21 protein-coding genes are annotated in these 21,563 nt (G+C 71.9%); 16 read left to right on the top strand and 5 right to left on the bottom strand.

Translation table 11 applies throughout. The annotated features are described in order from the left end of the window. Positions 1–25: 25 nt before the first annotated feature. On the top strand, positions 26–838 hold the full coding sequence (locus AB0F81_RS24135; protein WP_360200740.1) for a sugar phosphate isomerase/epimerase: 813 nt from the start codon (positions 26–28) through the stop codon (positions 836–838). On the opposite strand, the gene AB0F81_RS24140 is transcribed toward AB0F81_RS24135, so the two are convergent. Continuing rightward, a complete protein-coding gene (locus AB0F81_RS24140) occupies positions 825–1,364 on the bottom strand; it encodes a CGNR zinc finger domain-containing protein (protein ID WP_360200741.1) in 540 nt (179 codons plus the stop codon). The two genes, AB0F81_RS24135 and AB0F81_RS24140, sit on opposite strands and share 14 nt — an antisense overlap. A 112-nt stretch (positions 1,365–1,476) precedes the next feature. On the opposite strand from AB0F81_RS24140, the gene AB0F81_RS24145 reads away from it, so the two are divergent. The 5 genes from AB0F81_RS24145 (at position 1,477) to AB0F81_RS24165 (ending at position 5,280) form a co-directional block, all read left to right on the top strand. Further along, positions 1,477–2,394, top strand: a complete 918-nt coding sequence (locus AB0F81_RS24145; RefSeq protein ID WP_360200742.1) for a proline dehydrogenase family protein — start codon at positions 1,477–1,479, stop codon at positions 2,392–2,394. A 184-nt stretch (positions 2,395–2,578) separates the two neighbouring features. Continuing rightward, positions 2,579–2,791: a helix-turn-helix domain-containing protein gene (locus AB0F81_RS24150; RefSeq protein ID WP_360200743.1), complete on the top strand. Its 213-nt coding sequence runs from the start codon at positions 2,579–2,581 to the stop codon at positions 2,789–2,791. Positions 2,792–3,000: 209 nt separating this feature from the next. Then, a complete protein-coding gene (locus AB0F81_RS24155) occupies positions 3,001–3,102 on the top strand; it encodes an AURKAIP1/COX24 domain-containing protein (RefSeq protein ID WP_007465623.1) in 102 nt (33 codons plus the stop codon). A gap of 82 nt (positions 3,103–3,184) precedes the next feature. Next, positions 3,185–4,291 (top strand): NAD-dependent epimerase/dehydratase family protein, encoded by a 1,107-nt coding sequence (locus tag AB0F81_RS24160; protein WP_360200744.1) that lies wholly within the window; start codon positions 3,185–3,187, stop codon positions 4,289–4,291. Continuing rightward, the gene (locus AB0F81_RS24165; RefSeq protein WP_360200745.1) at positions 4,288–5,280 is read left to right on the top strand and encodes a lysophospholipid acyltransferase family protein; all 993 of its coding nucleotides are present in this window, start codon (positions 4,288–4,290) and stop codon (positions 5,278–5,280) included. The genes AB0F81_RS24160 and AB0F81_RS24165 overlap by 4 nt, the downstream gene beginning before the upstream one ends. 123 nt (positions 5,281–5,403) lie before the next feature. Here the strand turns inward: AB0F81_RS24165 and AB0F81_RS24170 are convergent, their stop codons facing one another. Together AB0F81_RS24170 and AB0F81_RS24175 are read right to left on the bottom strand one after the other, a co-directional pair. After that, on the bottom strand, positions 5,404–6,552 hold the full coding sequence (locus tag AB0F81_RS24170) for a DUF5667 domain-containing protein (RefSeq protein ID WP_360200746.1): 1,149 nt from the start codon (positions 6,550–6,552) through the stop codon (positions 5,404–5,406). A gap of 217 nt (positions 6,553–6,769) precedes the next feature. Continuing rightward, positions 6,770–7,723, bottom strand: a complete 954-nt coding sequence (locus AB0F81_RS24175) for an ECF subfamily RNA polymerase sigma factor, BldN family (protein ID WP_360200747.1) — start codon at positions 7,721–7,723, stop codon at positions 6,770–6,772. Between the two features lie 379 nt (positions 7,724–8,102). Here AB0F81_RS24175 and AB0F81_RS24180 point away from each other — a divergent pair, with 379 nt between their 5' ends. The 8 genes from AB0F81_RS24180 (at position 8,103) to hemB (ending at position 16,355) form a co-directional block, all read left to right on the top strand. Next, entirely contained in the window at positions 8,103–9,560 is a 1,458-nt protein-coding gene (locus AB0F81_RS24180) for an AMP-binding protein (protein ID WP_360200748.1), read from the top strand. Then, positions 9,557–9,811, top strand: a complete 255-nt coding sequence (locus AB0F81_RS24185) for a glutaredoxin family protein (RefSeq protein WP_360200759.1) — start codon at positions 9,557–9,559, stop codon at positions 9,809–9,811. Before AB0F81_RS24180 ends, AB0F81_RS24185 begins: the two co-directional genes overlap by 4 nt. 11 nt (positions 9,812–9,822) lie before the next feature. Further along, positions 9,823–10,464, top strand: a complete 642-nt coding sequence (locus AB0F81_RS24190) for an HAD hydrolase-like protein (protein WP_360200749.1) — start codon at positions 9,823–9,825, stop codon at positions 10,462–10,464. 232 nt (positions 10,465–10,696) lie between these two features. Continuing rightward, on the top strand, positions 10,697–11,437 hold the full coding sequence (locus tag AB0F81_RS24195) for a redox-sensing transcriptional repressor Rex (RefSeq protein ID WP_360200750.1): 741 nt from the start codon (positions 10,697–10,699) through the stop codon (positions 11,435–11,437). Then, a complete protein-coding gene (locus tag AB0F81_RS24200) occupies positions 11,434–12,747 on the top strand; it encodes a glutamyl-tRNA reductase (RefSeq protein ID WP_360200751.1) in 1,314 nt (437 codons plus the stop codon). Before AB0F81_RS24195 ends, AB0F81_RS24200 begins: the two co-directional genes overlap by 4 nt. Beyond that, positions 12,744–13,730, top strand: a complete 987-nt coding sequence (hemC, locus tag AB0F81_RS24205; RefSeq protein ID WP_360200752.1) for a hydroxymethylbilane synthase — start codon at positions 12,744–12,746, stop codon at positions 13,728–13,730. Before AB0F81_RS24200 ends, hemC begins: the two co-directional genes overlap by 4 nt. Beyond that, positions 13,727–15,313, top strand: a complete 1,587-nt coding sequence (locus AB0F81_RS24210; RefSeq protein ID WP_360200753.1) for a uroporphyrinogen-III synthase — start codon at positions 13,727–13,729, stop codon at positions 15,311–15,313. Before hemC ends, AB0F81_RS24210 begins: the two co-directional genes overlap by 4 nt. Before the next feature lie 55 nt (positions 15,314–15,368). Then, entirely contained in the window at positions 15,369–16,355 is a 987-nt protein-coding gene (gene hemB, locus AB0F81_RS24215) for a porphobilinogen synthase (protein WP_360200754.1), read from the top strand. Here hemB and AB0F81_RS24220 read toward each other — a convergent pair. Both AB0F81_RS24220 and AB0F81_RS24225 read right to left on the bottom strand, forming a co-directional pair. Further along, positions 16,352–17,371 (bottom strand): GNAT family N-acetyltransferase, encoded by a 1,020-nt coding sequence (locus tag AB0F81_RS24220; RefSeq protein ID WP_360200755.1) that lies wholly within the window; start codon positions 17,369–17,371, stop codon positions 16,352–16,354. The two genes, hemB and AB0F81_RS24220, sit on opposite strands and share 4 nt — an antisense overlap. Before the next feature lie 88 nt (positions 17,372–17,459). Beyond that, the gene (locus tag AB0F81_RS24225) at positions 17,460–18,686 is read right to left on the bottom strand and encodes a lytic murein transglycosylase (protein ID WP_360200756.1); all 1,227 of its coding nucleotides are present in this window, start codon (positions 18,684–18,686) and stop codon (positions 17,460–17,462) included. A gap of 252 nt (positions 18,687–18,938) precedes the next feature. Here AB0F81_RS24225 and AB0F81_RS24230 point away from each other — a divergent pair, with 252 nt between their 5' ends. Next, positions 18,939–19,157 carry a zinc ribbon domain-containing protein gene (locus AB0F81_RS24230; protein WP_360200757.1) on the top strand — a complete coding sequence of 73 codons (219 nt, stop codon included), beginning with the start codon at positions 18,939–18,941 and terminating at the stop codon, positions 19,155–19,157. A 384-nt stretch (positions 19,158–19,541) separates the two neighbouring features. Further along, positions 19,542–21,563: adenylate/guanylate cyclase domain-containing protein (locus AB0F81_RS24235; protein ID WP_360200758.1), on the top strand; the 2,022-nt coding region annotated here is incomplete at its 3' end.

Consider the following 21,563-nt stretch of genomic DNA (forward strand, 5'->3'; position numbering starts at 1 on the left):
GCCGGGCGCGGCTACCCTGGAAGGCGTGAGTTCCCGCGTTCCCGTGCTTCTCTCCAGCTCTTCGGTCTTCCCCGAGCCGACGGCGGCGGCGTTCGAGATGGCGGCCACGGTCGGCTACGACGGCCTCGAGGTCATGGTGTGGACCGACGCCGTCAGCCAGGACGCCGGCGCCCTGAAAGGGCTGGCCGACCACTACGGTGTGCCGGTCCTGTCGGTCCACGCGCCCTGTCTGCTGGTGACCCAGCGGGTGTGGAGCTCGGACCCGTGGGAGCGGCTCAGCCGGGCGGCCCAGCTCGCCGAGTCACTGGGCGCGCCGACGGTCGTGGTGCATCCGCCGTTCACCTGGCAGCGCGACTACGCGCGCAACTTCGCCGAGGGCCTGGCCAAGGTGCAGGCCCGGCATCCGGACCTGAGCTTCGCGGTGGAGAACATGTTCCCGGTGAAGATGGCCGGCCGCTGGTTCGTGCCCTACACGCCGGGGTGGGACCCCACCGAGACCGGCTTCGACTCGTACACGCTGGATCTGTCGCACTGCGCGGCCTCGCGCATCGACGCCCTGGAGCTGGCCGACCGGATGGGTTCCGGCCTGCGGCACGTCCACCTGGGCGACGGCACCGGCGAGGGACGTGACGAGCACCTGGTGCCCGGGCGCGGCAACCAGCCCTGTGCCGAGCTGCTGCAGTCGCTGGCCGGGCGGGGCTTCACCGGCTCGGTGGCGCTGGAGATCAACACGCGCAAGGCGGCCAGCCGGCCGGCCCGGGAGACCGACCTGCGCGAGGCCCTGGAGTTCGCCCGCCGCTATCTGGCGCCCGCCCCGACCGCGATCACGCAGGCGTGAGGGTCGTCGCCGCGCGCTTGCGGGCGCGGTGTGCGGCGACGTGTGAGCGGGTGGCGCAGCGCTCCGAGCAGAAGCGGCGGCAGTTGTTCGACGACGTGTCGAGGTAGACGTTGCCGCACCGCTCGTCGGCGCAGATGCCGAAGCGGGCGCTGCCGTACTCACAGAGCCAGACGGCCAGGCCCCAGGTCGCGCCGGCCAGGAACTCGGCGCTCACCGAGGAGCCGCGGCTGGTCACGTGCATGTGCCAGTCGCTGGCGTCGTGCCCGGAGATGCGCGGCTGCACCGGGTAGACCTCCAGCAGCGCGTTGAGCTCGCGGACCGCCTCGGTGTCGCGGCCGGACGTGCCGAACTCGAAGACCTCGCGCAGGCGCCGCTGGGCCCGGCGGAAGACGGCGAGGTCTTTCTCCCCCACCTGATCCCGCATGTAGGCCTGCTCGCCGACGAACAGTGCCCGCAGGCCGGCGAGGTCGTCCAGGCCCGCGTTGACAAGGTCGACCGCCGTCCGCGCGTACGCATCGAAGTTCACCCGACAACGGTAGCCGCACCCGGCCACAGGAGACACGTTTGCGGTGCCCGGGACGTGCGAATCGGGGCCGCACCGCGCGGTCCGGAACGGGTCCGGAGGTTACGCTCGGCGCATGTTCCGTTCCCTGTTTCTCGCCGCGGCCGGTTCCCGTCAACTCGAGCGGCTGGTCGAGTCCGCGCCTGTCGCCGGGATGGTGCGGCGGTTCGTCGCCGGCCGCAGCGCCGACGAGGCTCTGCGGGTGAGCCGGGAACTGGCCGACGACGGTCTGGCCGTCAGTCTCGATCATCTGGGTGAGGACACCCACACCATGGAGCAGGCCGTCGCCACCCGCGACGAGTACGTGGCGGTGCTGCGCCGGCTGCACGATGCCGGGCTCACCCCGGCGGCCGAGGTGAGCGTGAAGCTCTCCGCCCTGGGCCAGCGGATCGACGAGAAGGCGGCGTACGAGCACGCGCACGCGATCTGCGCCGCCGCGGCCGAGGCGGGCACCACCGTGACGCTGGACGCCGAGGACCACACCACCACGGACGCCACCCTGGAGACGCTGCTGGAGCTGCGCCGGGAGTTCCCGTCGACGGGTGCGGTGCTGCAGGCGTACCTGCGGCGGACCGAGGGGGACTGCCGGGAGCTGGCGACCGCCGGGTCGCGGGTGCGGCTCTGCAAGGGCGCCTACGCGGAGCCCGAGTCGGTGGCGTTCCAGTCGGCGCTCGACGTCGACAAGTCGTTCGTCCGGTGTCTGAACATCCTGATGTCCGGCGAGGGCTACCCGATGGTGGCGACGCACGACCCGCGGCTCATCGCGATCGCCGAGGACCGGGCCCGCTGGTTCGACCGCGCCTGCGGCGAGTTCGAGTTCCAGCTGCTCTACGGCGTGCGCCCGGAGGAGCAGGCCCGGCTGGCCGCCGGCGGCAACACGGTGCGGATCTACCTGCCCTACGGCGAGCAGTGGTACGGCTACCTGATGCGCCGCCTCGCCGAGCGTCCGGCGAACGTGGCTTTCCTGGCCCGGGCGATCTCGTCGAAGAAGTAGCTATTTCGGGCGATTAACCCCCAGAACCGGCGTGTCGGTCTTGACTTTTTGTAGGCATTTCACGGAACGTATCGCGTTGGTCACAGCCGTATCGATACCGTTCTGATGACACGCACGTCATCCGTCGCGGCGCAACTGAGCCGGTCACAGCGGATCGTGCCTGCGAAAGGATCGGTGCGACGCGATGACGGGTCCAGCCCAGACCGAGGAACGGCTCTCGGAGGTGCGGTTCCTGACGGTGGCCGAGGTGGCCTCCCTGATGCGGGTTTCCAAGATGACCGTTTACCGGCTCGTGCACGGCGGTGACCTCACCGCGGTCCGGGTCGGCCGTTCGTTCCGGGTGCCGGAGCACGCGGTGCACGAGTACCTGCGCGGCGCCTTCTCCCGCAGTGCTTGACAGGGCGCCGGCCTGAGGTCGGGGTCGTGTTGGCCCGGTCGGACCGTGCCGGTACGCTGGACCGGTTGGTTCCCGGGTCCGCGCGTGCCACGTCACGTGGTGTCGCTGCTCCGGGCGCCGTGCAGTCCGGTTCCGGCCGCGCCCGTCGGGTGCACCCGGTGCCACCTGCTGTGCCGGTTTTACTCCACCTGGTTCGAGAGGCTTTTCGTATGGGCTCCGTGGTCAAGAAGCGCCGCAAGCGTATGGCGAAGAAGAAGCACCGCAAGCTGCTGCGCAAGACCCGCGTCCAGCGTCGCCGTCTCGGCAAGTGACGGACGGCCGGGCGTCTACACCCCGGCCTGACCGTCGCTTGCCCGACTGCCCGAGGATCTCAACGCATCGAAAGGTGCGCCCGTGGTGACCTCACCGCCCAGCGTTGTCGTGGTCACCGGAGTCAGCCGCTATCTCGGCGCTCGGGTGGCCGCACGCCTCGCCGCTGATTCCCGGATCGACCGCGTCGTCGGCCTGGATCCGCATGACCCGCCGGCGGGCCTTCTCGGCCTGCTCGACGGTGTGGAGCGGATCCAGGCTGACGCGCGCGCGGCCACCGAGGCGATCGCCGACCTCGGCGCCGAGGCGGTCGTGCACATGGCCGTGACCAGCGTGCCGGACCCGCAGCACGGCGGTCGCGCGGCGATGAAGGAACAGAACGTCATCGGCACCATGCAGGTGCTGGCCGCCGCTCAGGGCAGTGCCCGGCTGCGCAAGATCGTGGTGCGCTCCTCGACCGCGGCGTACGGCGCGTCGTTCCGCGATCCCGCGGTCTTCACCGAGGACACCGAGCCCCGCGCCGTGCCGCGTGGCCCCTTCGCCCGCGACATCCTCGACATCGAGGGGTACGTCCGGGGGTTCCGCCGCCGCCGGCCCGAGGTCTCGGCCACCGTCCTGCGGTTCGCCCCGATGATCAGCTCGTCCGCCGAGACGTCGCTGACCCGCTACTTCGCCCAGCCCCTGGTGCCGACCGTGCTCGGCCGCGACGCCCGGCTGCAGTTCGTGCACGTCGAGGACGCGCTGGAGATCCTGCACCGGTCGGTGATCGAGGATCACCCGGGCACCTTCAACGTCGCCGGCGACGGCGTGCTGATGCTCGCCCAGGCGGTCCGCCGGGCCGGCCGCATCGCCCTGCCGCTGCCCGAGTCGGCCCTCTCCACCGGCGCCGCGTTGCTGCGCAATCTCGGTGTCGAGCAGATCGGCCTGGACCAGATCGACCTCTTCGTGCACGGTCGGGTGGTGGACACCACCCGGCTGATCCGTGAGTTCGGCTTCACCCCGCGCACCACGGCCGCCGCCTTCGAGGAGTTCATCCAGGCGCACGCGGCCGGTTCCACCCTCACCGCGGACCGGCTCGCCGCCGCCGAGCGGACGATCCTGGACGGCATCCGCCGGGTCCGGGCCGCGGCCGAGGTCTCGGCGGGCCCGCCTGCCGATGCCCAGGCGACGGCGGGGCGGAGCCGCACATGAGCCAGCACGAGTACCGCGACATGCTGCCCGGGCACGCCGAGTTCCGGTTGCCCGCGCCCGCACCGGCGCAGCGGGTCAACGGGCGCCGTCCGATCCCGGAGGAGCCCGTGGCAGAGCCTTCGGCAGCACCGGCCGCCGGCGACACTCTGGACGTCTGGGACCAGCGGGTCGCCAAGGGCCTGGCCTTCCTGCGCCGGCGACTGGCCGGGTCGTACGAGGTGGACGACTTCGGGTTCGACCCGGAGCTGGCCGACGCCGTCTTCCACCCGATGCTCAAGGTGCTCTACCGGGACTGGTTCCGTACCGAGGTCTTCGGGATCGAGAACGTGCCGGCCGAGGGCAGCGGCCTGGTGGTCGGCAACCACTCCGGCACGATCGCGCTCGACGCCCTGATGCTGACCGTGGCCCTGCGCGACAAGCACCCGCGCGACCGGCATCTGCGCCTGCTCGGCGCCGACCTGGTCTTCCGGCTGCCGGTGATGAGCGAGCTGGCCCGGGCGGCCGGCGCCACCGTGGCCTGCAACCCGGACGCCGAGCGGCTGATGGTCAACGGGCAGCTGGTCGGCGTCTTCCCGGAGGGCTTCAAGGGCATCGGCAAGCGCTTCGCCGACCGCTACAAGCTGCAGCGTTTCGGCCGCGGCGGGTTCGTCTCGGCCGCGCTGCGCACCGGGACGCCGATCATCCCGGTCGCCATCGTCGGCGCCGAGGAGATCTACCCGATACTGGCCGACCTGAAGCCGCTGGCCCGGCTCCTCGGCGTGCCGTACTTCCCGGTGACGCCGACCTTCCCCTGGCTGGGACCGCTGGGCCTGGTGCCGCTGCCGAGCAAGTGGCTGATCCAGTTCTGCCCGCCGATCCCGACCGCGCACCTCACCGAGTTCGCCGACGATCCGCTGGTCGTCTACAACCTGGCCGACCAGGTGCGGGAGACGATTCAGGCCACCCTGCACGAGTTGCTGGAGAAGCGGCCGGACCCGTTCGGGCCGTGAGGGTTCGTGAAGGTTCGTGACAGATCGGCGTAAGTCGCTGGAGTGGTTCGTCCGAACCGTCCTATAGTGACGATTGAGGGGCGGCCCCGGAGTTTCTCACTCCGGCACCGCCCCTCGCCAACGTCAGAACAGGTCGCCGAGCAGGCCACCCAGCACGCCGTTGTCCTCGGTCTCGTCCGGCACCGGCGTGGTCGCCGCCCCGGACGGGGTGGGCGTGGTGCCCTTGACGGTCGGCTGCAGCCCCGGCGCCGGCGAGTTCCCGGTTCCTGGCTCGGCCGCGTCGCCGGTGGCATCCGGCTTGGCCTTGCTGCCGTCCTTCGCCGGCTTCGCGTCGGCCGGCTCCTTGCCCTGCTTGCTCGTGCCCTTGCTGGGACGCTCCGGCCGGGTCTCGGCACCGGAGTCCTCGTCCGCTGCCGGGCAGTCGCGCAGTTTCGGCCCGAGTGTGTCGGTGCCGGCCGGCGTGACCTTCTCGCAGCGCAGTCCGGTCCGCAGCGCCTCGGTACGCCCGGCGACGTCCTCCAGCAGGGCCATCGAGGTGAGTGCCCGTTCCCGGTTGTCCGGGGAGAGCCGCCCCAGGGCCGGTCCGAAGGTGTTCCGCTGCCCGTCGACGAAGCCGTCGAGTGTGGTCAGCGGCTTGGCGTCGCGGTGCGACACGGCCGACGTGGTGAGCAGCCGGACGCCCTTGCGGGTGTCGGCATCCATGTCGTCCAGGACGGTGCCGAAGTCCGGATCGTTGCCGTTCATCGTCACCGCCTCGGCGAGCCGGTTGCGGGCGAAGTCCAGCGACAGCTGGCCCCGCGTCGCGTCCGACCCGGCGATCGCCAGCTGGGCACGCTCGGTGGAGCGCTTGACGCCGTACAGGGCATCGCCCGGTGACGCGCTCTCGCTCGCCGCGGAGATCCCGGAGACGGCCATCGCACCGGCGGCGACGCCGATCACGATCGCCCCTCGGGCCCGGATCCGGCGTCCGAAGAACGGGCGCCGGGCCCGCTCGGTGGCTTCCGGAACCGCATCGAACTCGTCGTCGTGTGCGGTCCGGCCGATGCCGTCCCGCTCGGCCGTCGCGACCAGCATGGCGCGTAGACCGACGCGGAACTCGGAGTCGACCGGTGCGCCGGGCCGTGCCGCGGTGAGGCGGTTGCCGATGGCCACCAGCCGGTCGAGCTCCGCGTCGGCATGGCCACGGGTGTGGTGCCGACGGGCGCCGCCGGCCTCGTCGAGTAGTTCCGCGAAGCGCTCGGCACTCCGGGAGTTCGGGAACACGAACTTCACCGTGGGCACCTCCCCTCGCTCGTGACTGTCTCGCCGGCCTGCGGGCCGGCGTAGGCGACCGGGCCGGGAATGACGGCTCGGGCTCGCATCCGGACAAACGCGCGACACGCGGCCCCGGTTACGGGTGTGTGACCTCGCCATCGGCTATCGGAGCCCGACGGCTCCGCGTGTGGATTCCGGCCCCGCTCCGCATCCGGAATCACCACTGAAGAGAGAGTCAAGACTGGAACCCTTCCGGCAGGAGCCGGTTGAGTGCCCGTACGGCCCGGTACTGCAGGGCCTTGATGGCGCCCTCGTTCTTGCCCATGGTCTGCGCGGTCTCGGCGACCGAGAAGCCCTGCAGGAACCGGAGCACGATGCACTCCTGCTGTTCCGGGTTGAGCTGCTTGACCGCGGTGAGCAGGGCGACGTTGGTGATGTGGTCGACCACCGCCGACTCCGGGCTGCCCTCCGGGCCACGGTCCTCCCGGTCCGCGTCCAGAACGTCGCCGGTGGTCACCTCGAGCCGGTAACGACCCGACTTGAAGTGGTCGGCGACCAGGTTGCGGGCGATCGTGACCAGCCAGGCGCCGAGGTCGCGGCCCTGCCAGGTGAAGCTGCCGATGCGCTTGAGCGCGCGCAGGAACGTGTCCGAGGTCAGGTCCTCGGCGAGCTGCCGGTTGCCGACCCGGAAGTAGACGAATCGGAACACCGTGTCCACGTACCGGTCGTAGATCAGCCCGAACGCCTCGGCCTCGCCGGCCTGGGCCCGTTCCACGAGCGCCCACACCTCGGCGGCCGGGTCGGACCGGTCCGGCCGGGCCGGGTGCTTCGGCGGCGCCGACTCGGTCGGCGGTCCGGTGGTGCTCTGGGTCGGCACCACCACGGTGTGGTCACCGGCGACCGTCTCGGACTCGCCGATGTTGGACCGCTGGCCCGCCGTGGGCTGGGCCGGCGGGCGCGGCGTGCCGACCCGGCCGCCGAACTTGCCGTTGCCGGAGTTCGGCTGGGCGACGGCCGGCGGACCGTTCGGCGGCCGTCGGCTGCCGGTCTGCTTGGGACTGTCACCGCGGATGGCGTTGACGATCGTGCCTTCGAAGGACTCGCGCAGGCCGTTCAAGCCCTGGGAGAGCGCGAGTCGTGCCGCGAGGACGTCGCGGTGGAACGGGTCCTCGGCGTACACATGAGTCACTTCGCCTCCTCAACCCGGCGGGCCTGGAGTGTCGACCGCGAATCCGTCCCGCCAGACAGGGATTCACTGTGATTCCGTGCTTTTTGTGGCACAGCGGCCTCCTCGGGATGAGGGTGGTCACTCACAACAAAAGGGGTGGGGCAACCCGCCGAATCGCTGGTTGACCTCACCCGTTGGTGTGGATTCCGTTACACAGACCGGAAGTATCACCGACATCGGACACGGCGAGTCGCACACCGTGTGCGCTGCGCGCAAAGCCGCGAATATGATCAAACGCGACGCCCGGAGCTGCCACCACTCTCGCCGACCGGGCCGCCGGCGGCTCGGACCGGCTGTCCGGCACCCCGGTGAAAGGCCCTTTGTGCCAGACTCTGGCGTCGTGGAGGAACCCGCCCCCGATCCGGTCGCCGTGGCCGCCCGCCGCCGCCCGGAGACGCCCGCGCTGATCGCCGGCGACCTCGTCGTCAGCTGGGCGGAATTGGACACGCGGGTGTCCACAGCGGCCCGCTGGGTGGCCTCCCGCACGGCGCCCGGCGACCGGGTCGCGATCCTGCTCGGCAACACCGTGGACTTCGCGGTCGCCTACTTCGGCATCCTGCGGGCCGGGCGGGTCGCGGTGCCGCTCAACCCGGGGTACACGGCGGACGAACTGGACTACGCGCTGGCCGACTCGGGCGCGGTGGAGACGCTTTCCCGCGTACCGCTGGAAGATGTGGACGCGCGGGTCGCGCTGCCGGAGGTCCGCGCGCGGGACCTCGCGGTCCTGCTCTACACCTCGGGCACGAGCGGGCGCCCGAAGGGCGCGATGCTGACCCACGCCGCGCTCGCCGCCAACCACGACCAGCTGAGCCGGATCGAGCCGCCGGTGGTGGGCCCGGAGGACGTGGTGCTGCTCGCGGTGCCGTTCTTCCACGCCTACGGGCTGAACACCGGGCTCGGCACGGTCGCGCACCATGCGGCGACGGGCGTCCTGGTCGAGCGGTTCGACGCGGCGGCCACCCTGGAGCTGATCACCGAGCATCGGGTGACCGTGACGGTCGGCGTACCCGGGATGTATCAGGCCTGGACCGCGGCCGCCGGCGCCGGCAGTGCGCTGAGCGGCCTGCGGACCGCGGTCTGCGGCGCGGCGCCGCTGGAGCCGCGCGTCGCGGCGCGCTTTCGCGCGCTCACCGGCAAGAGCATCCTGATCGGGTACGGGCTGACCGAGTCCGCACCGGTGTTGACCACGACCGCGGTCAGCGATCGTGACAAGAGTGGCTCGATCGGCCGGCCGCTGCCCGGTGTCGAGCTGCTGCTGCGGTCCCGCGGTGGTGCCGAGCTGTGGCGCGACGGCACCGCGTCGATCGAGGAGGACCCGGCCGAGCTGGACCTGGCGGTCGCTGTGTCGGCCGGCACCGATCCCGGCGAGATCGTGGTGCGCGGGCCGAACCTCTTCTCCGGCTACTGGCCGGACGGCAGCGGCGGGCCGGACGCCGAGGGCTGGTGGCCGACCGGCGACATCGCGTACGCGGACGGCGACGGCGACCTGGTCCTGGTCGACCGGATCGGCGAGCTGATCCTGGTGAACGGTTTCAACGTCTACCCGGCCGAGATTGAACGGGTGCTGGACGGGCATCCCGGGGTGGCGGCGGCGGCCGTGGTCGCGGTGCCTGACCCGCAGAGCGGCCAGCGCCCGCACGCCTATGTGGCGCCCGCCGGCGACCCGCCGCCGGGCGTGACCGAGCTGCAGGTGCACTGCGCGGCCCGGCTGGCCCGGTTCAAGCTGCCGACCATCGAGCTGGTGCCCGAGCTGCCGCGGTCGGCGACCGGCAAGATCCGTAAGAGGGAGTTGCCCTGATGACGAACCGACTCACCCTGATCAGCCGGGTGGGCTGTCACCTGTGCGAGGTGGCCGAGCAGACACTGGACCGGATCGCGCCCGGGCAGTGGACGAAGGTCGACGTGGACTCCGACATCGAGCTGGAGCGCGACTACGGCGACCGGGTGCCGGTGCTGCTGCTGGACGGCAAGGAGCACGGTTACTGGCGCATCGAGGAGGAGCGCCTGCTGCGGGATTTGGCTCGACAACCGGGTGAACCTCGCCTGTAGTTTGGCTCCCCGTGACAGCAAAGCACCTGGTCTGGGACTGGAACGGAACCCTTCTCGACGATCTGCACCTGGTGGTCTCCTCGACGAACCAGGCGTTCGCCACGGTCGGCGGCCGCGCCGTCGAGGCCGATGAGCACCGGCGGGCGTTCCGGCGCCCGGTCGCCGAGTTCTACGCCGAGATGCTGGGACGGGCGGTGGACGCCGAGGAGTTCGGCCGGCTCGACCGGATCTTCCACGACGCGTACCGCGTCGGGCTGACCGACATCTCCCTCGCCGCCGACGCGATGGCCGCGATCACAACCTGGCCGGGCAGCCAGTCGCTGCTCTCCATGTGGTTCCACAGCGAGCTGGTCCCGGCCGTCGAGGGGTACGGGCTGGCCGGCGTCTTCGCCCGGGTGGACGGCCTGCGTACCGAGATCGGCGGCGACCTGAAGGCCGGGCACCTGGCCAACCACCTGGCCGAGCTCGGCGTGGCCGGCGGCGACGTGGTGCTGATCGGTGACTCGCTCGACGACGCGTCCGCGGCCGAGGCGGTCGGCGGGCAGGCGGTCCTCTATACGGGGGGTTTCACCGACCCCTCCCGGCTACGCGCGTCCGGCCGTCCAGTGGCCGACACGCTGGTGGATGCCGTAAAGATGGCCATGTCACTCTGAGTCAGGTGGCCCCGGCGGGGTCGGACAAGTAATACTCGACAGGTCGGCTCGGCTAACACAGCCGGGTCGATCTTGTCCAATTGTCCCGACAAGATCGCGATTTGTGCACGCCTTCACAAGCGCCTACTCTGTGACTCCGACGAGCCCCGCTACCACAGCCACCCCACGAGGGTTCCACCGGTATCGCACAGACAGGGCTCACCGCAGGTCCGCCTCGTCGGCACGGAGTCAGATGAGTCAGCAGCGTCACGGAAGCACGCCCGGCGAAGCCGATGGCGTCCCGGCCTTCCCGGATCTACCGGAGGCGACCATCGCGCGACTGCCGGAGTACCTGCGCGCCCTCCATCACCTCGCCGAGACCGGCGCCGAGACGGTCTCCAGCGAGGGACTCGCGGCCGCCGCCGGGGTGAATTCCGCCAAGCTTCGTAAAGATCTGTCCCACCTGGGGTCATATGGGACCCGTGGGGTCGGCTACGACGTGACCCTGCTGGTCGACCAGATCGAGTACATCCTCGGCCTGGACAAGAACCGGGCGGTCTGCCTGGTCGGAGTCGGCAACCTCGGGCACGCGCTGGCCGGTTACGCCGGGTTCGCCAGCCGTGGCTTCCGGGTCGTCGCCCTCTTCGACGCCGATCCGAAGAAGGTGGGCGAGCGGATCAACGGGCTGACCGTGCAGCACATCGACGAGCTGAACCGGATCGCTGCCGAGGAGTCGATCGCGATCGGCGTCATCGCGACCCCGCCGGGCACCGCGCAGGCGGTGGCCGACGCGCTGGTCGCCGCCGGTGTGACAAGCATCCTGAACTTCGCTCCGGGGGTTCTGTCGGTGCCGCCCAACGTCGACGTGCGGAAGGTGGACCTCGCCATCGAGCTCCAGATCCTCTCGTTCCATGAACATCGCAAGGCGTCCCTGACCGCGCTTCCGGGTGGCCGGACCGCCGAGGCGGACAACCAGGAGGCGGTTGGCTCGTGAACCTGCTCAGCATCGGTGCCTCGTACCGCACCGCGGACGTGGCCGTCCTGGAGCGGCTCGCCATCGCCGAGTCGGCCGTGCCCGACCTGCTGCAGAAGCTGGTCGCCCAGCCGTACGTGGGGGAGGCCGTCGTCGTCTCCACCTGCAACCGGGTCGAGGTCTACGCGGCGGTCAGCGGCTTCCACGGTGGTCTCGGCGACATCTGCAACGTGCTCGCCGAACACTCCGGGATCCCGGCCAGCGAGCTGGCCGGCCACCTCTACGTGCACTACGGCGAGGCGGCGGTCCAGCACTCGTTCCGGGTCTCCTCCGGCCTCGACTCGATGGTCGTCGGCGAGGCCCAGATCCTCGGGCAGCTGCGCGACTCGTACCACGCGGCGACCGAGGTCGACTCGGCCGGACGGCTGCTGCACGAGCTGATGCAGCAGGCGCTGCGGGTCGGCAAGCGGGCGCACGCCGAGACCGGCATCGACCGGGCCGGGCAGAGCGTCGTGACGGCCGCGCTGGACGTGGCCGCCGACCATCTCGGCGGCGACCTCACCGGCCGGTCCGCGCTGGTCATCGGCGCGGGCGCGATGGGCGCGCTGTCGGTGGCGACGCTCACCCGGACCGGGGTGGGCCCGCTGCGGATCACCAACCGCAGCGCAGAGCGGGCCGACCGGCTGGCCGAGGCGTACGGCGCGGTCGCCGTCCCCTTCGACGACCTGGAGTCGGTGCTCGGCCAGGTGGACATCGTGGTCAGCGCGACCGCCTCCACCGAACCGGTGCTGACCCGTGACCGTCTTCTGCCGGTCCTCGCCTCCCGTTCGCCGGCCGAGCCACTCGTCGTGCTCGACCTGGCCGTTCCGCGAGACGTCGCGCCGGACGCGGCCGACCTTCCCGGCCTGGTGGTCGTGGACATCGACGGGCTGGCCGCGAGCCGGCGCGCGCTGCCGGCGGCGGCCGAGACCGCGGCGGTCGAGCAGATCGTCGCCGGTGAGGTGGAGAACTTCCTCGGCTGGCTGCGGGGCGCCGAGATCGCCCCGACGGTCGCCGCGCTGCGGACCCGTGCGGAGGAGGTCGTCTCGGCGGAGATGCGCAAGTTGATCTCCCGGCGGCCGGAATTCACCGAGGAGCAGCGGGCCGACGTTTCCCGTACATTGCACCGGGTCGTTCAGCAGCTGCTGCACTCGCCGACCGTGCGGGTCCGGCAGCTCGCCGCCGAACCCGGCGGGGATCAGTACGCGGCCCTGCTCCGCGAGCTGTTCGACCTGGACGTGCCGCTCGCCACCCACGCCAACGCCGTACCTGAGATCGGGGGGAACTCATGACGCAGTTGCCGGGTTTTCCGCGCCGTCCGCAGGACCAGGCGTCGGTAGCAGCACAGACCACGCCGCTTCGGCTCGGGACGCGGGGCAGCGCCCTGGCGCTCACCCAGTCGCAGATGGTCGCCGACGCGTTCACCGCGGCCACCGGGCGCCCGGTGGAGCTGGTGCGCATCGTCACGTCCGGCGACACGTCCTCGGCCCCGGTGGCCCAGCTCGGCGTGGGCGTGTTCGTCTCGGCCCTGCGGGACGCCCTGCTGGCCGGCGAGATCGACTTCGCCGTCCACTCGTACAAGGATCTGCCCACCGGCGACCACCCGCGACTGCACATCGCCGCGGTTCCGCCCCGTGAGGACCCGCGGGACGCCCTGATCGCCCGGGACGGATTGACCCTGGCGGAGCTCCCGCCCGGCTCGGTCATCGGCACCGGTGCGGTGCGCCGTATCGCGCAACTGCGGGCTTTGGGCCTAGAGTTGCAGGTCACGCCGATTCGGGGGAACGTCGACTCGCGCATCGCCCGGGTACTCGGACCCGAGGCCGACCTCGACGCCGTCGTCATCGCCCGGGCCGGTGTGGCACGTCTCGGCCGATCGGCGGAGATCACCGAGACGCTCGACCCGATGCTCATGCTGCCCGCCCCGGCTCAGGGTGCGCTGGCCGTGGAGTGCCGGGCCGACGACAGCGATTTGGTCGGGCTGCTGTCCGCACTCGACCACGCACCGACCCGCGCCGCGGTCATCGCGGAGCGGTCGATGCTTGCCACGCTCGAGGCCGGGTGCTCCGCACCGGTCGCGGCACATGCCGAGCTCGCCGAAGGTGAGAACGGTGACGAGATATACCTGCGCGGTGCGGTGATCAGCCCGGATGGGGTTCGAGCCATCCGACTGTCGCGTACCGGAACGCCCGCCGGCGCGGCGGAGATCGGCAAGGCACTTGCCATCGATCTCCTCGACGCCGGAGCCGATACCCTGATGGGGAGCACAGAATGACCACCCGCACCGCCCGTAAGCCAGCCGGACGCATCGCGTTCATCGGCGCCGGACCCGGCGACCCGGAGCTGCTGACCCGCCGCGCGTATGCGGCGTTGACCGATGCCGACCAGGTGGTCTACGACCGCGGCGTGCCCGATTCCCTGCTCAGCGCGATCCGCTCCGACGCCAAGGAGGACGCGCAGTTCAGCCCGGCCGAGGGCGCCCCCGGCGACGTCGCCAAGGTGCTGCTCTCCGCGGCCAAGTCCGGCCTGTCCGCCGTGCACCTGGTCGCCGGTGACCCCTTCGGCCACGACTCGGTGGTCAAGGAGGTGCAGGCGGTCGCGCGGACCGCGGTGCACTTCGAGGTCATCCCGGGCATCGGCCAGGCCGAGGGCGTCGCCGCCTACGCCGGCGTGCCGCTGCCGGGCGTCCGGATCGCCGCCGACGTCGACGACATCACCACCCTGGACTTCGACGCGCTCGCCGCGGCCGCCCAGAAGGGCTCGTTCGCGGTCGCCGTGGACGCCGGCGACCTCGCCGCGGTCCGCGACGGCCTGCTGGCCGCCGGCGTCGAGCCGGGCGTGCCGGTCGGCGTGACCGGCGACGGCACCGGCGAGACGCAGTACACCACCACCTCGACCGTGGACAGCTTCGTCGCGGCGGCGCTCGGCTTCACCGGCCGGGTCGTCCTCACCGTCGGCTCGGACGTCGCCGAGCGCGACACCCTGAGCTGGTGGGAGAACCGCCCGCTGTACGGCTGGAAGGTGCTCGTCCCGCGCACCAAGGAGCAGGCCGGCGCGATGAGCGCCCGGCTGCGTGCCTACGGGGCGATCCCGTGCGAGGTGCCGACCATCGCGGTCGAGCCGCCGCGCACCCCGGCCCAGATGGAGCGCGCCGTCAAGGGCCTGGTCGACGGCCGGTACGCCTGGGTGATCTTCACCTCGGTGAACGCGGTCCGCGCGGTCTGGGAGAAGTTCGGCGAGCACGGCCTGGACGCCCGCCACTTCGGCGGCGTGAAGATCGCCTGCATCGGTGAGGCGACCGCCGAGGCGGTGCGCGCGTTCGGCATCCAGCCGGAGCTGATCCCCTCCGGTGAGCAGTCCAGCGAGGGCCTGCTGGCCGAGTTCTCGCCGCACGACGAGATCCTCGACCCGGTCGGCCGGGTGCTGCTGCCGCGTGCCGACATCGCCACCGAGACGCTCGCGGCCGGGCTCATCGAGCGCGGCTGGGAGGTCGACGACGTGACCGCGTACCGGACGGTGCGGGCGGCCCCGCCGCCGGCCGAGATCCGCGACGCGATCAAGTCGGGTGGCTTCGACGCGGTGCTGTTCACCTCGTCGTCGACCGTCCGGAACCTGGTCGGCATCGCCGGCAAGCCGCACGCCCGGACCGTGGTGGCGGTGATCGGCCCGAAGACGGCCGAGACCGCGGTGGAGTTCGGCCTGCGGGTCGACACCCAGCCGCAGACGGCGTCGGTGCCGGACCTGGTCGAGGCGCTCGCCGAGTACGCGCTGGAACTGCGCGAGAAGCTGGCCGCCATGCCGGCCAAGCAGCGCCGCGGCTCCAAGGTCCAGGGCCCCACCGCCCTCCGTTTCCGCTGATCCGAGAAGAGCGCGCCGGCTGGTCCGGCGCGCTTTTCGTTTTGAGGAGCGCCCGATGTCCTTCCCTGACATCCGCCCGCGCCGGCTACGGCGTACGCCCGCGATCCGCCGGCTCGTCGAGGAGACCCGCCTCGCCCCGTCCGAGCTGATCCTGCCGCTCTTCCTCAAGGAGGGGCTGACCGAGCCGAAACCGGTCAGCTCGCTGCCCGGGGTCGTCCAGCACACCCGCGAGTCGCTGCTCAAGGCCGCCACCGAGGCGGTCAGCGCCGGTGTCGGCGGCCTGATGCTGTTCGGTGTGCCGGACAACGCCAACAAGGACGAGACCGGATCGGCCGGCGTCGACCCGGACGGCATCCTCAACGTCGGCCTCCGCGACCTGCGGGCCGAGTTGGGTGACGCCACGGTCATCATGGGCGACCTGTGCATCGACGAGTTCACCTCGCACGGGCACTGCGGAGTCCTCGCCGACGACGGCTCCGTCGACAACGACGCCACCCTGGAGATCTACGCCCGGATGGCGGTCGCACAGGCCGACGCCGGCGCCCACATGGTCGGCCCGTCCGGGATGATGGACGGCCAGGTCGGTGTGATCCGTAAGGCGCTGGACGCGGCCGGCTACCAGGACGTGGGCATCCTCGCCTACTCGGTGAAGTATGCGGGCGCCTTCTACGGCCCGTTCCGGGAGGCGGTCGAGTCCACGCTGCAGGGCGACCGTCGCCAGTACCAGCAGGACCCGCCGAACCTGCGGGACGCGCTGCGCGAGGTCGACCTGGACGTGGCCGAGGGCGCGGACATCGTGATGGTCAAGCCGGCGCTGCCGTACCTCGACGTGATCGCCGCGATCCGGGAGCGGGTCACCGTGCCGGTCGCCGCCTACCAGGTGTCCGGCGAGTACGCGATGGTCGAGGCGGCCGCCGCCAACGGCTGGATCGACCGGGAGCGGGTGATCCTCGAGTCGCTCACCTCGATCAAGCGGGCCGGCGCCCAGATCACCCTGACGTACTGGGCCACCGAGGCCGCCCGGCTGATGAGCAACCGCTAGTCGGTCGGTTCCAGGCTCTGCACGAGCTGGGAGACATCGGCGATGTACTCGAACCAGTCGCGGTCGGACTGGTAGCCCAGCTCGGCGTTGACCTTCAGCATCGACTCGTTGTGCTGCGCGTTCCACGTCTGGACCTGCCGCAGGCCCGGCTCGGCGGCGCGCAGCTCGAACAGCATCCGCGCCTTGATGGCCCGATCGATGCCGTAGCCGCGGTGTTCCCGCACGACGATCGTGTCGTACTGATCGGCGCGCTCGGGATGCTGGGCGGGGACGACCACCTCGGTGAGGCCGGCCACGGCGCCGGTGGCCTCGTGCATGGCCAGCACGATGTACGGCTTCAGGCCCCGCTTGTGCAGCGTGTCGAGCGAGTCGCGCAGCCGCTGCGGGTCGGAGGAGCGGGGCGCCAGGTCGAGGTCGTCATCGTCGTGCTGCGCTTCCGCCTTGGCGTGCGCATAGGCCTCCAGCAGCCACTCCGGCGGGCCTCCGGGGTGGTACTCGATGCGGTAGCCGGGGCTGATGCCGTTGGCCATCGCGCTGAGTGCCGACCAGTCGACGGCGTCCAGGTTGAGCACGGAGCGGGTCTCCACATACTCCCGCTCGAAGCCGAGCGCCTCGTAGAACCCGATGGCCGAGGTGCCGCCGATCGCCTCGACGCCGATCGAGGAGAACCCCTCCAGGTACGCCCGGCGGGCGGCCATCGCGACCAGCTGACGGCCGAGCCCACGGCGGCGCAGCTCCGGCCGGACCACGATCTCCAGCACGCCGATGTCGCCGAGCAGCAGGATGTTGACGTGGGCGTAGATCTGGCCCTCGCCCTCGGGCACGCGGTCGTCCTCAGCGATCCAGGTGATCCGCCGCTCGCCCGGCATGGTCTCCGCGAGATAGTCGCGGACCTGCACGTCCCGCCAGGGTGGATCGTCGGGGAGATCGGCGGCCATGACCGCGTTGACCATCTCCACGAGCGAGTGGATCTCGGCCGCGGACGCGGAGCGGGGATCCCATTCACGCACCCTCACCCGTACATCGTGCCGTTCAACGGACCTTCAGGGAAGGGCTGACCACGCAAAAGTACCGGCCCGCTCACCGTGCGTCGCCGGTGTCCCATCAGGTACGGCTGCGCAGCCCGTAGTCGTTCGCCGTGTTGAAGACGTCCTGTGCGTACTGCCGGACGTCGTTGTAGGTCAGCACCGCCTCCCACCAGAGTTCGGGCCTGGACAGATCCCGTCCTCCCTTGCAGAGGTACGCCGCCGCGGTCAGGGCGGCGTCGTCGATGTCGTTCGGGTTCTTCACGCCGTCGTTGTCGGCGTCGATCGCGGTGGCCTGCCAGGTCGCCGGAATGAACTGCATCGGCCCGACCGCCCGGTCGTAGTTGAGGTCCCGGTCCAGCACGCCCTGGTCGGTGTCCCGGATCAGCTGGCGGCCGCCCTGGCCGTCCAGCGGCAACCCGTAGATCGTCGGCTCGGCCACGCCGTTCACGCCGAGCACCGAGCCCTCGTGGCTGCCGTGACCGGACTCGATCTTGCCGATCGCGGCCAGGGTGGTCCAGCTCAGGTGGCAGGACGGGGTCTGTTTCGCGGCGACCAGCTCGGCATAGCCGTAGGCCTGGACGGCGACCACCGGGATGCCGACCCGGGTGCCGACCTGCTGGGCCCAGGAGGCCAGCGCGTCGGCCGGCCGGTTGCCGGTCGCGGTGGGCTGCACGGTGGGCAGCCCGGGCGCGGGGGTGATCGGCGCGGACCCGGTCGGTGGTGGCGGCGGCCCGGCCGAGTTGGGCAGGCCGGACGGTGCTCCCCAGGTGGCGCCGGGCGCGCCGGGCCCGCCGGGCGCGCCGGACTCACCGGTGAACGTGGGGGTAGCGCTCGGGACGGGGGCCGCCTCGAGGGCGCGGGGCACCAGATAGGCGCCGGAGGTCGCGGCCAGCGCGACCAGCGCGACCACGACGATGCCGGGCAGGATTACCCGGCCGGCCGGCCCTTTCGCCCAGGTGATGGTCGCCCGGCCGGCAGCCGCCATCGGGCGGGGGTTGCGGCCCTTCGCCACGGGACCCGCGTTCATGGTGAGCGCCTTCTCAGCGTCGCCCACCTTCACCGCGGCGCCCACCTTGGTGGGGTCCTCCACCTTCGTGGCGTCGCCGGCCTTGGCGGCATCGCCGGCCTTCTTGGCGTCCTCCACCTTCGCGGCGTCGCCACCCTTCGAGCCGTCGTCGCCCTTCGCAGCGTCGTCGCCCTTCGCAGCGTCGCCGGCCTTAGGAGCATCGCCGACTGCCGGCCCGGCAGCATCCCTGGCTTTGTCTGATTTGTCAGCGCCGACCGGATCGGCCGGCGGCGTCACCGACCGAGGCGGCTGCGGAGCCGCCGGCTCAGACTCGGCCGCCCGGCCACCACCGGGCGCCGCGCCGGAACTCCCGAGCGGCCCGCCCTGATGCGGTGCCGCGGAGCGCAGCTCCGGTCGCTCTGCTGGGTTCTTCCGCGCCTCCGCCACGGCATCGACCCTACCCGTCGATGTCACCCCCTGGGGAGGTCGCTCAGGCCCTGTGGACAACTCCCGGTGCGCCACTGCCCGCAGGGGCCCTACGCTGGTCGGATGCCGCGTTATGAGTACCGGTGCCGCGCCTGCGGCGCCACCTTCGAGGTCAGCCGTCCGATGCGTGAGGCCGCCGCCCCGGCAGCCTGCCCGCAGGGCCACGACGACACGGTCAAGCTGCTGTCCACTGTCGCCGTCACCGGCCGGGGCGGTGGCGCCCCGTCCGCGCCGGCGGGTGGTGGCGGCGGCGGATGCTGTGGCGGCGCCTGCGGCTGCTGAGATGACACGCCGCGCGGCTGGAGGACAGTGGCCGCGCGGCGTTTCCCGTCCGTCGACTTCGGCCGGTGAGGCATTGCTTGCGGCTCGTGTCCCTCCGGTGACTCGTACGGGTACACCCGAACGGCCTGACGGTTTTGGCCGAGAGCGGCGTTTCCGCGTTCGATCTCTTTCGTTACGAGACGCGTAGTCCCGTATGCCGCCGTCGATCCCGCGATCACTTTGTCCTCCGTACGGGGTCGGTCGTGGCGGGAACATGATTACCGTCCGTTCCTACGATGGGCGGTGACACAGAGATACGGCAGCATGAGGCGCGACTTCCACAAAGGGGGCGGAGGTTCCACCGTGTCCGGACGGAGCGAGCTACCTAGCGGTCTGGTGACCTTTATGTTCACCGACATTGAGGGCTCGACACGGCTGGCCCGGATGCTCGGCGAAGAGTACCGGGAAGTTCTCGGTGCGCATCGTTCGGTGCTACGCGCTGTGCTCAGAGACTTCGATGGTGTCGAGCTACTAACTGAGGGTGACTCCTTTTTCGTGGCGTTCGCGCATGCCGACGCCGCCGTCGCGGCATGCGTCGAAGCGCAGCGGCGACTGTCCGCACACGACTGGCCACACGGTGACGCCGTGCCGCGGGTCCGGATGGGACTGCACACCGGCCGGGCCACCCCGGTCGGCCGGGAGTACGCGAGCGCCGAGGTGCATCGCGCCGCCCGCGTCTCCGCCGCGGCGCACGGCGGTCAGGTGCTCTGCTCCGAGGCGACCGCGCTGGCCGTGACCGCCACCTACGCCACCACCGGCGGCGGACCGGCGGCCGGCACGCTGGCCACCGTGGACCTGCTCGACCTGGGCACCTTCCGGCTGCGCGGCTTCGACGACGCCGAGCGGATCTTCCAGGTCATCGCGCCGGGTCTGGACCGGGACTTCCCCCGGCCGCGGACCGCCGAGGCGCCGCGGCACAACCTGCCCGCCGAGCACAGCGCTTTCGTCGGGCGCCGCGCCGAGTCCGCCGAGCTGGCCGAGTTGATCAGCCACAACCGGCTGGTCTCGGTGGTCGGCCCGGGCGGGGCCGGCAAGACCCGGCTCACTCTCGCGGTGGCCGAGCGGCTGCTTCCCGCGTACCCCGACGGGGTTTGGACGATCGATGCCGCGACCGCGGCGAACGGCCTGCCCACCGCCCTGGCCGCGGCTCTCGGCCTGCGGCCGGAACCGGGCCGGCCGATGATCGACACTCTGGTCGAGCAGTGCGCCGAGCGGCGCATGCTGGTGCTGTTGCAGACCTGCGACGCGGCGCCGGCGCTCACCGCGACCCTGGCGCACCGCCTGCTCAGCCGGTGCCGGCGGCTCGACGTGGTGACCACCGGCCGGGCCCCGCTGGGTCTGGGCGGCGAGACCGTGTGGCGGATTCCGCCGCTAGCGCCGGCGGACGCGTTCGCGTTGCTGCGTGATCGTGCCGCGGCCGCGCAGGGCGGCCGGTTCGGTGAGGGTGAGGCGCAGCTGGCCTGCCTGGCGGCCCGGCTGGAGGGGTCGCCGCTGGCGATCGAGCTGGCCGCGGCACGGCTGCGGCTGCTGCCCGCCGAACAGCTGGCCCGGCGACTGGACGACCCGCTGCGCGCGCTGGACAACGACGCGGCCGGTGAGGGGCGGCACGCCAGCCTCGCCAACAACCTGGCCTGGTCCTACCGGACGCTCGGCACGCCGGCCGCCGGCCTGCTGCGCCGGATGGCCGTCTTCGCCGGCCCGGTCGATCTCGCGACGGTCGAGGGGTACGGCGCCGGCGCGCTCGGCGCGCTCTCCGAGCTCGCCGACAAATCCCTGGTCGAGGTGGTGCCGGGGCCGCGCTACCGGCTCTCCGAGCAGGTACGGGCGTACGCGTTGCGCCAGCTCGCCGCCGCCGGGGACGAGCCGGCCGTCCGCGACCGGCATCTGAGCTGGTCGCTGGAGATGCTGGACAGTGTCACGGTGGACACCGACGGGCAGGTGCGCACGGTCTCGCTGACCGACCTGAGCCCGTGGGTGCCGGAGTGGCAGGCCGCCCTGCGCTGGGCCGCGACCGGCGGTGACGTCCGGGCCGGGCTGCGCCTGGCCGGGGCGCTGGACCCGTGGTGGCGTGAGCACGGCGGTGCCCGCGAGGGCCGGGAGCTGCTCACCCTGCTCGACCGGCGGGCCTGCGGCGCGGACGTCACGCCCGCCGAGCTGGCCGGTGCGTCGCTGGTGCACGCCGGCCTGGCCGACGACCGCGTCGAGCGGGAACGACACCTGCACCGCGCGGAGGAGGCGGCACGGCGCAGTGACGATCCGGCGCTGCTGATCCGGGTTCTCGCCGCGCGGGCGCAGGCGGACAACGCCGGTGACGCGGTCGCCGCCGAGCAGGCCTGTCGCACGGTGATCGCGCTGGCGGAGCAGGCC

Origin of the sequence: Actinoplanes sp. NPDC024001, assembly GCF_040638955.1 — a bacterium.
GTDB lineage: Bacteria > Actinomycetota > Actinomycetes > Mycobacteriales > Micromonosporaceae > Actinoplanes.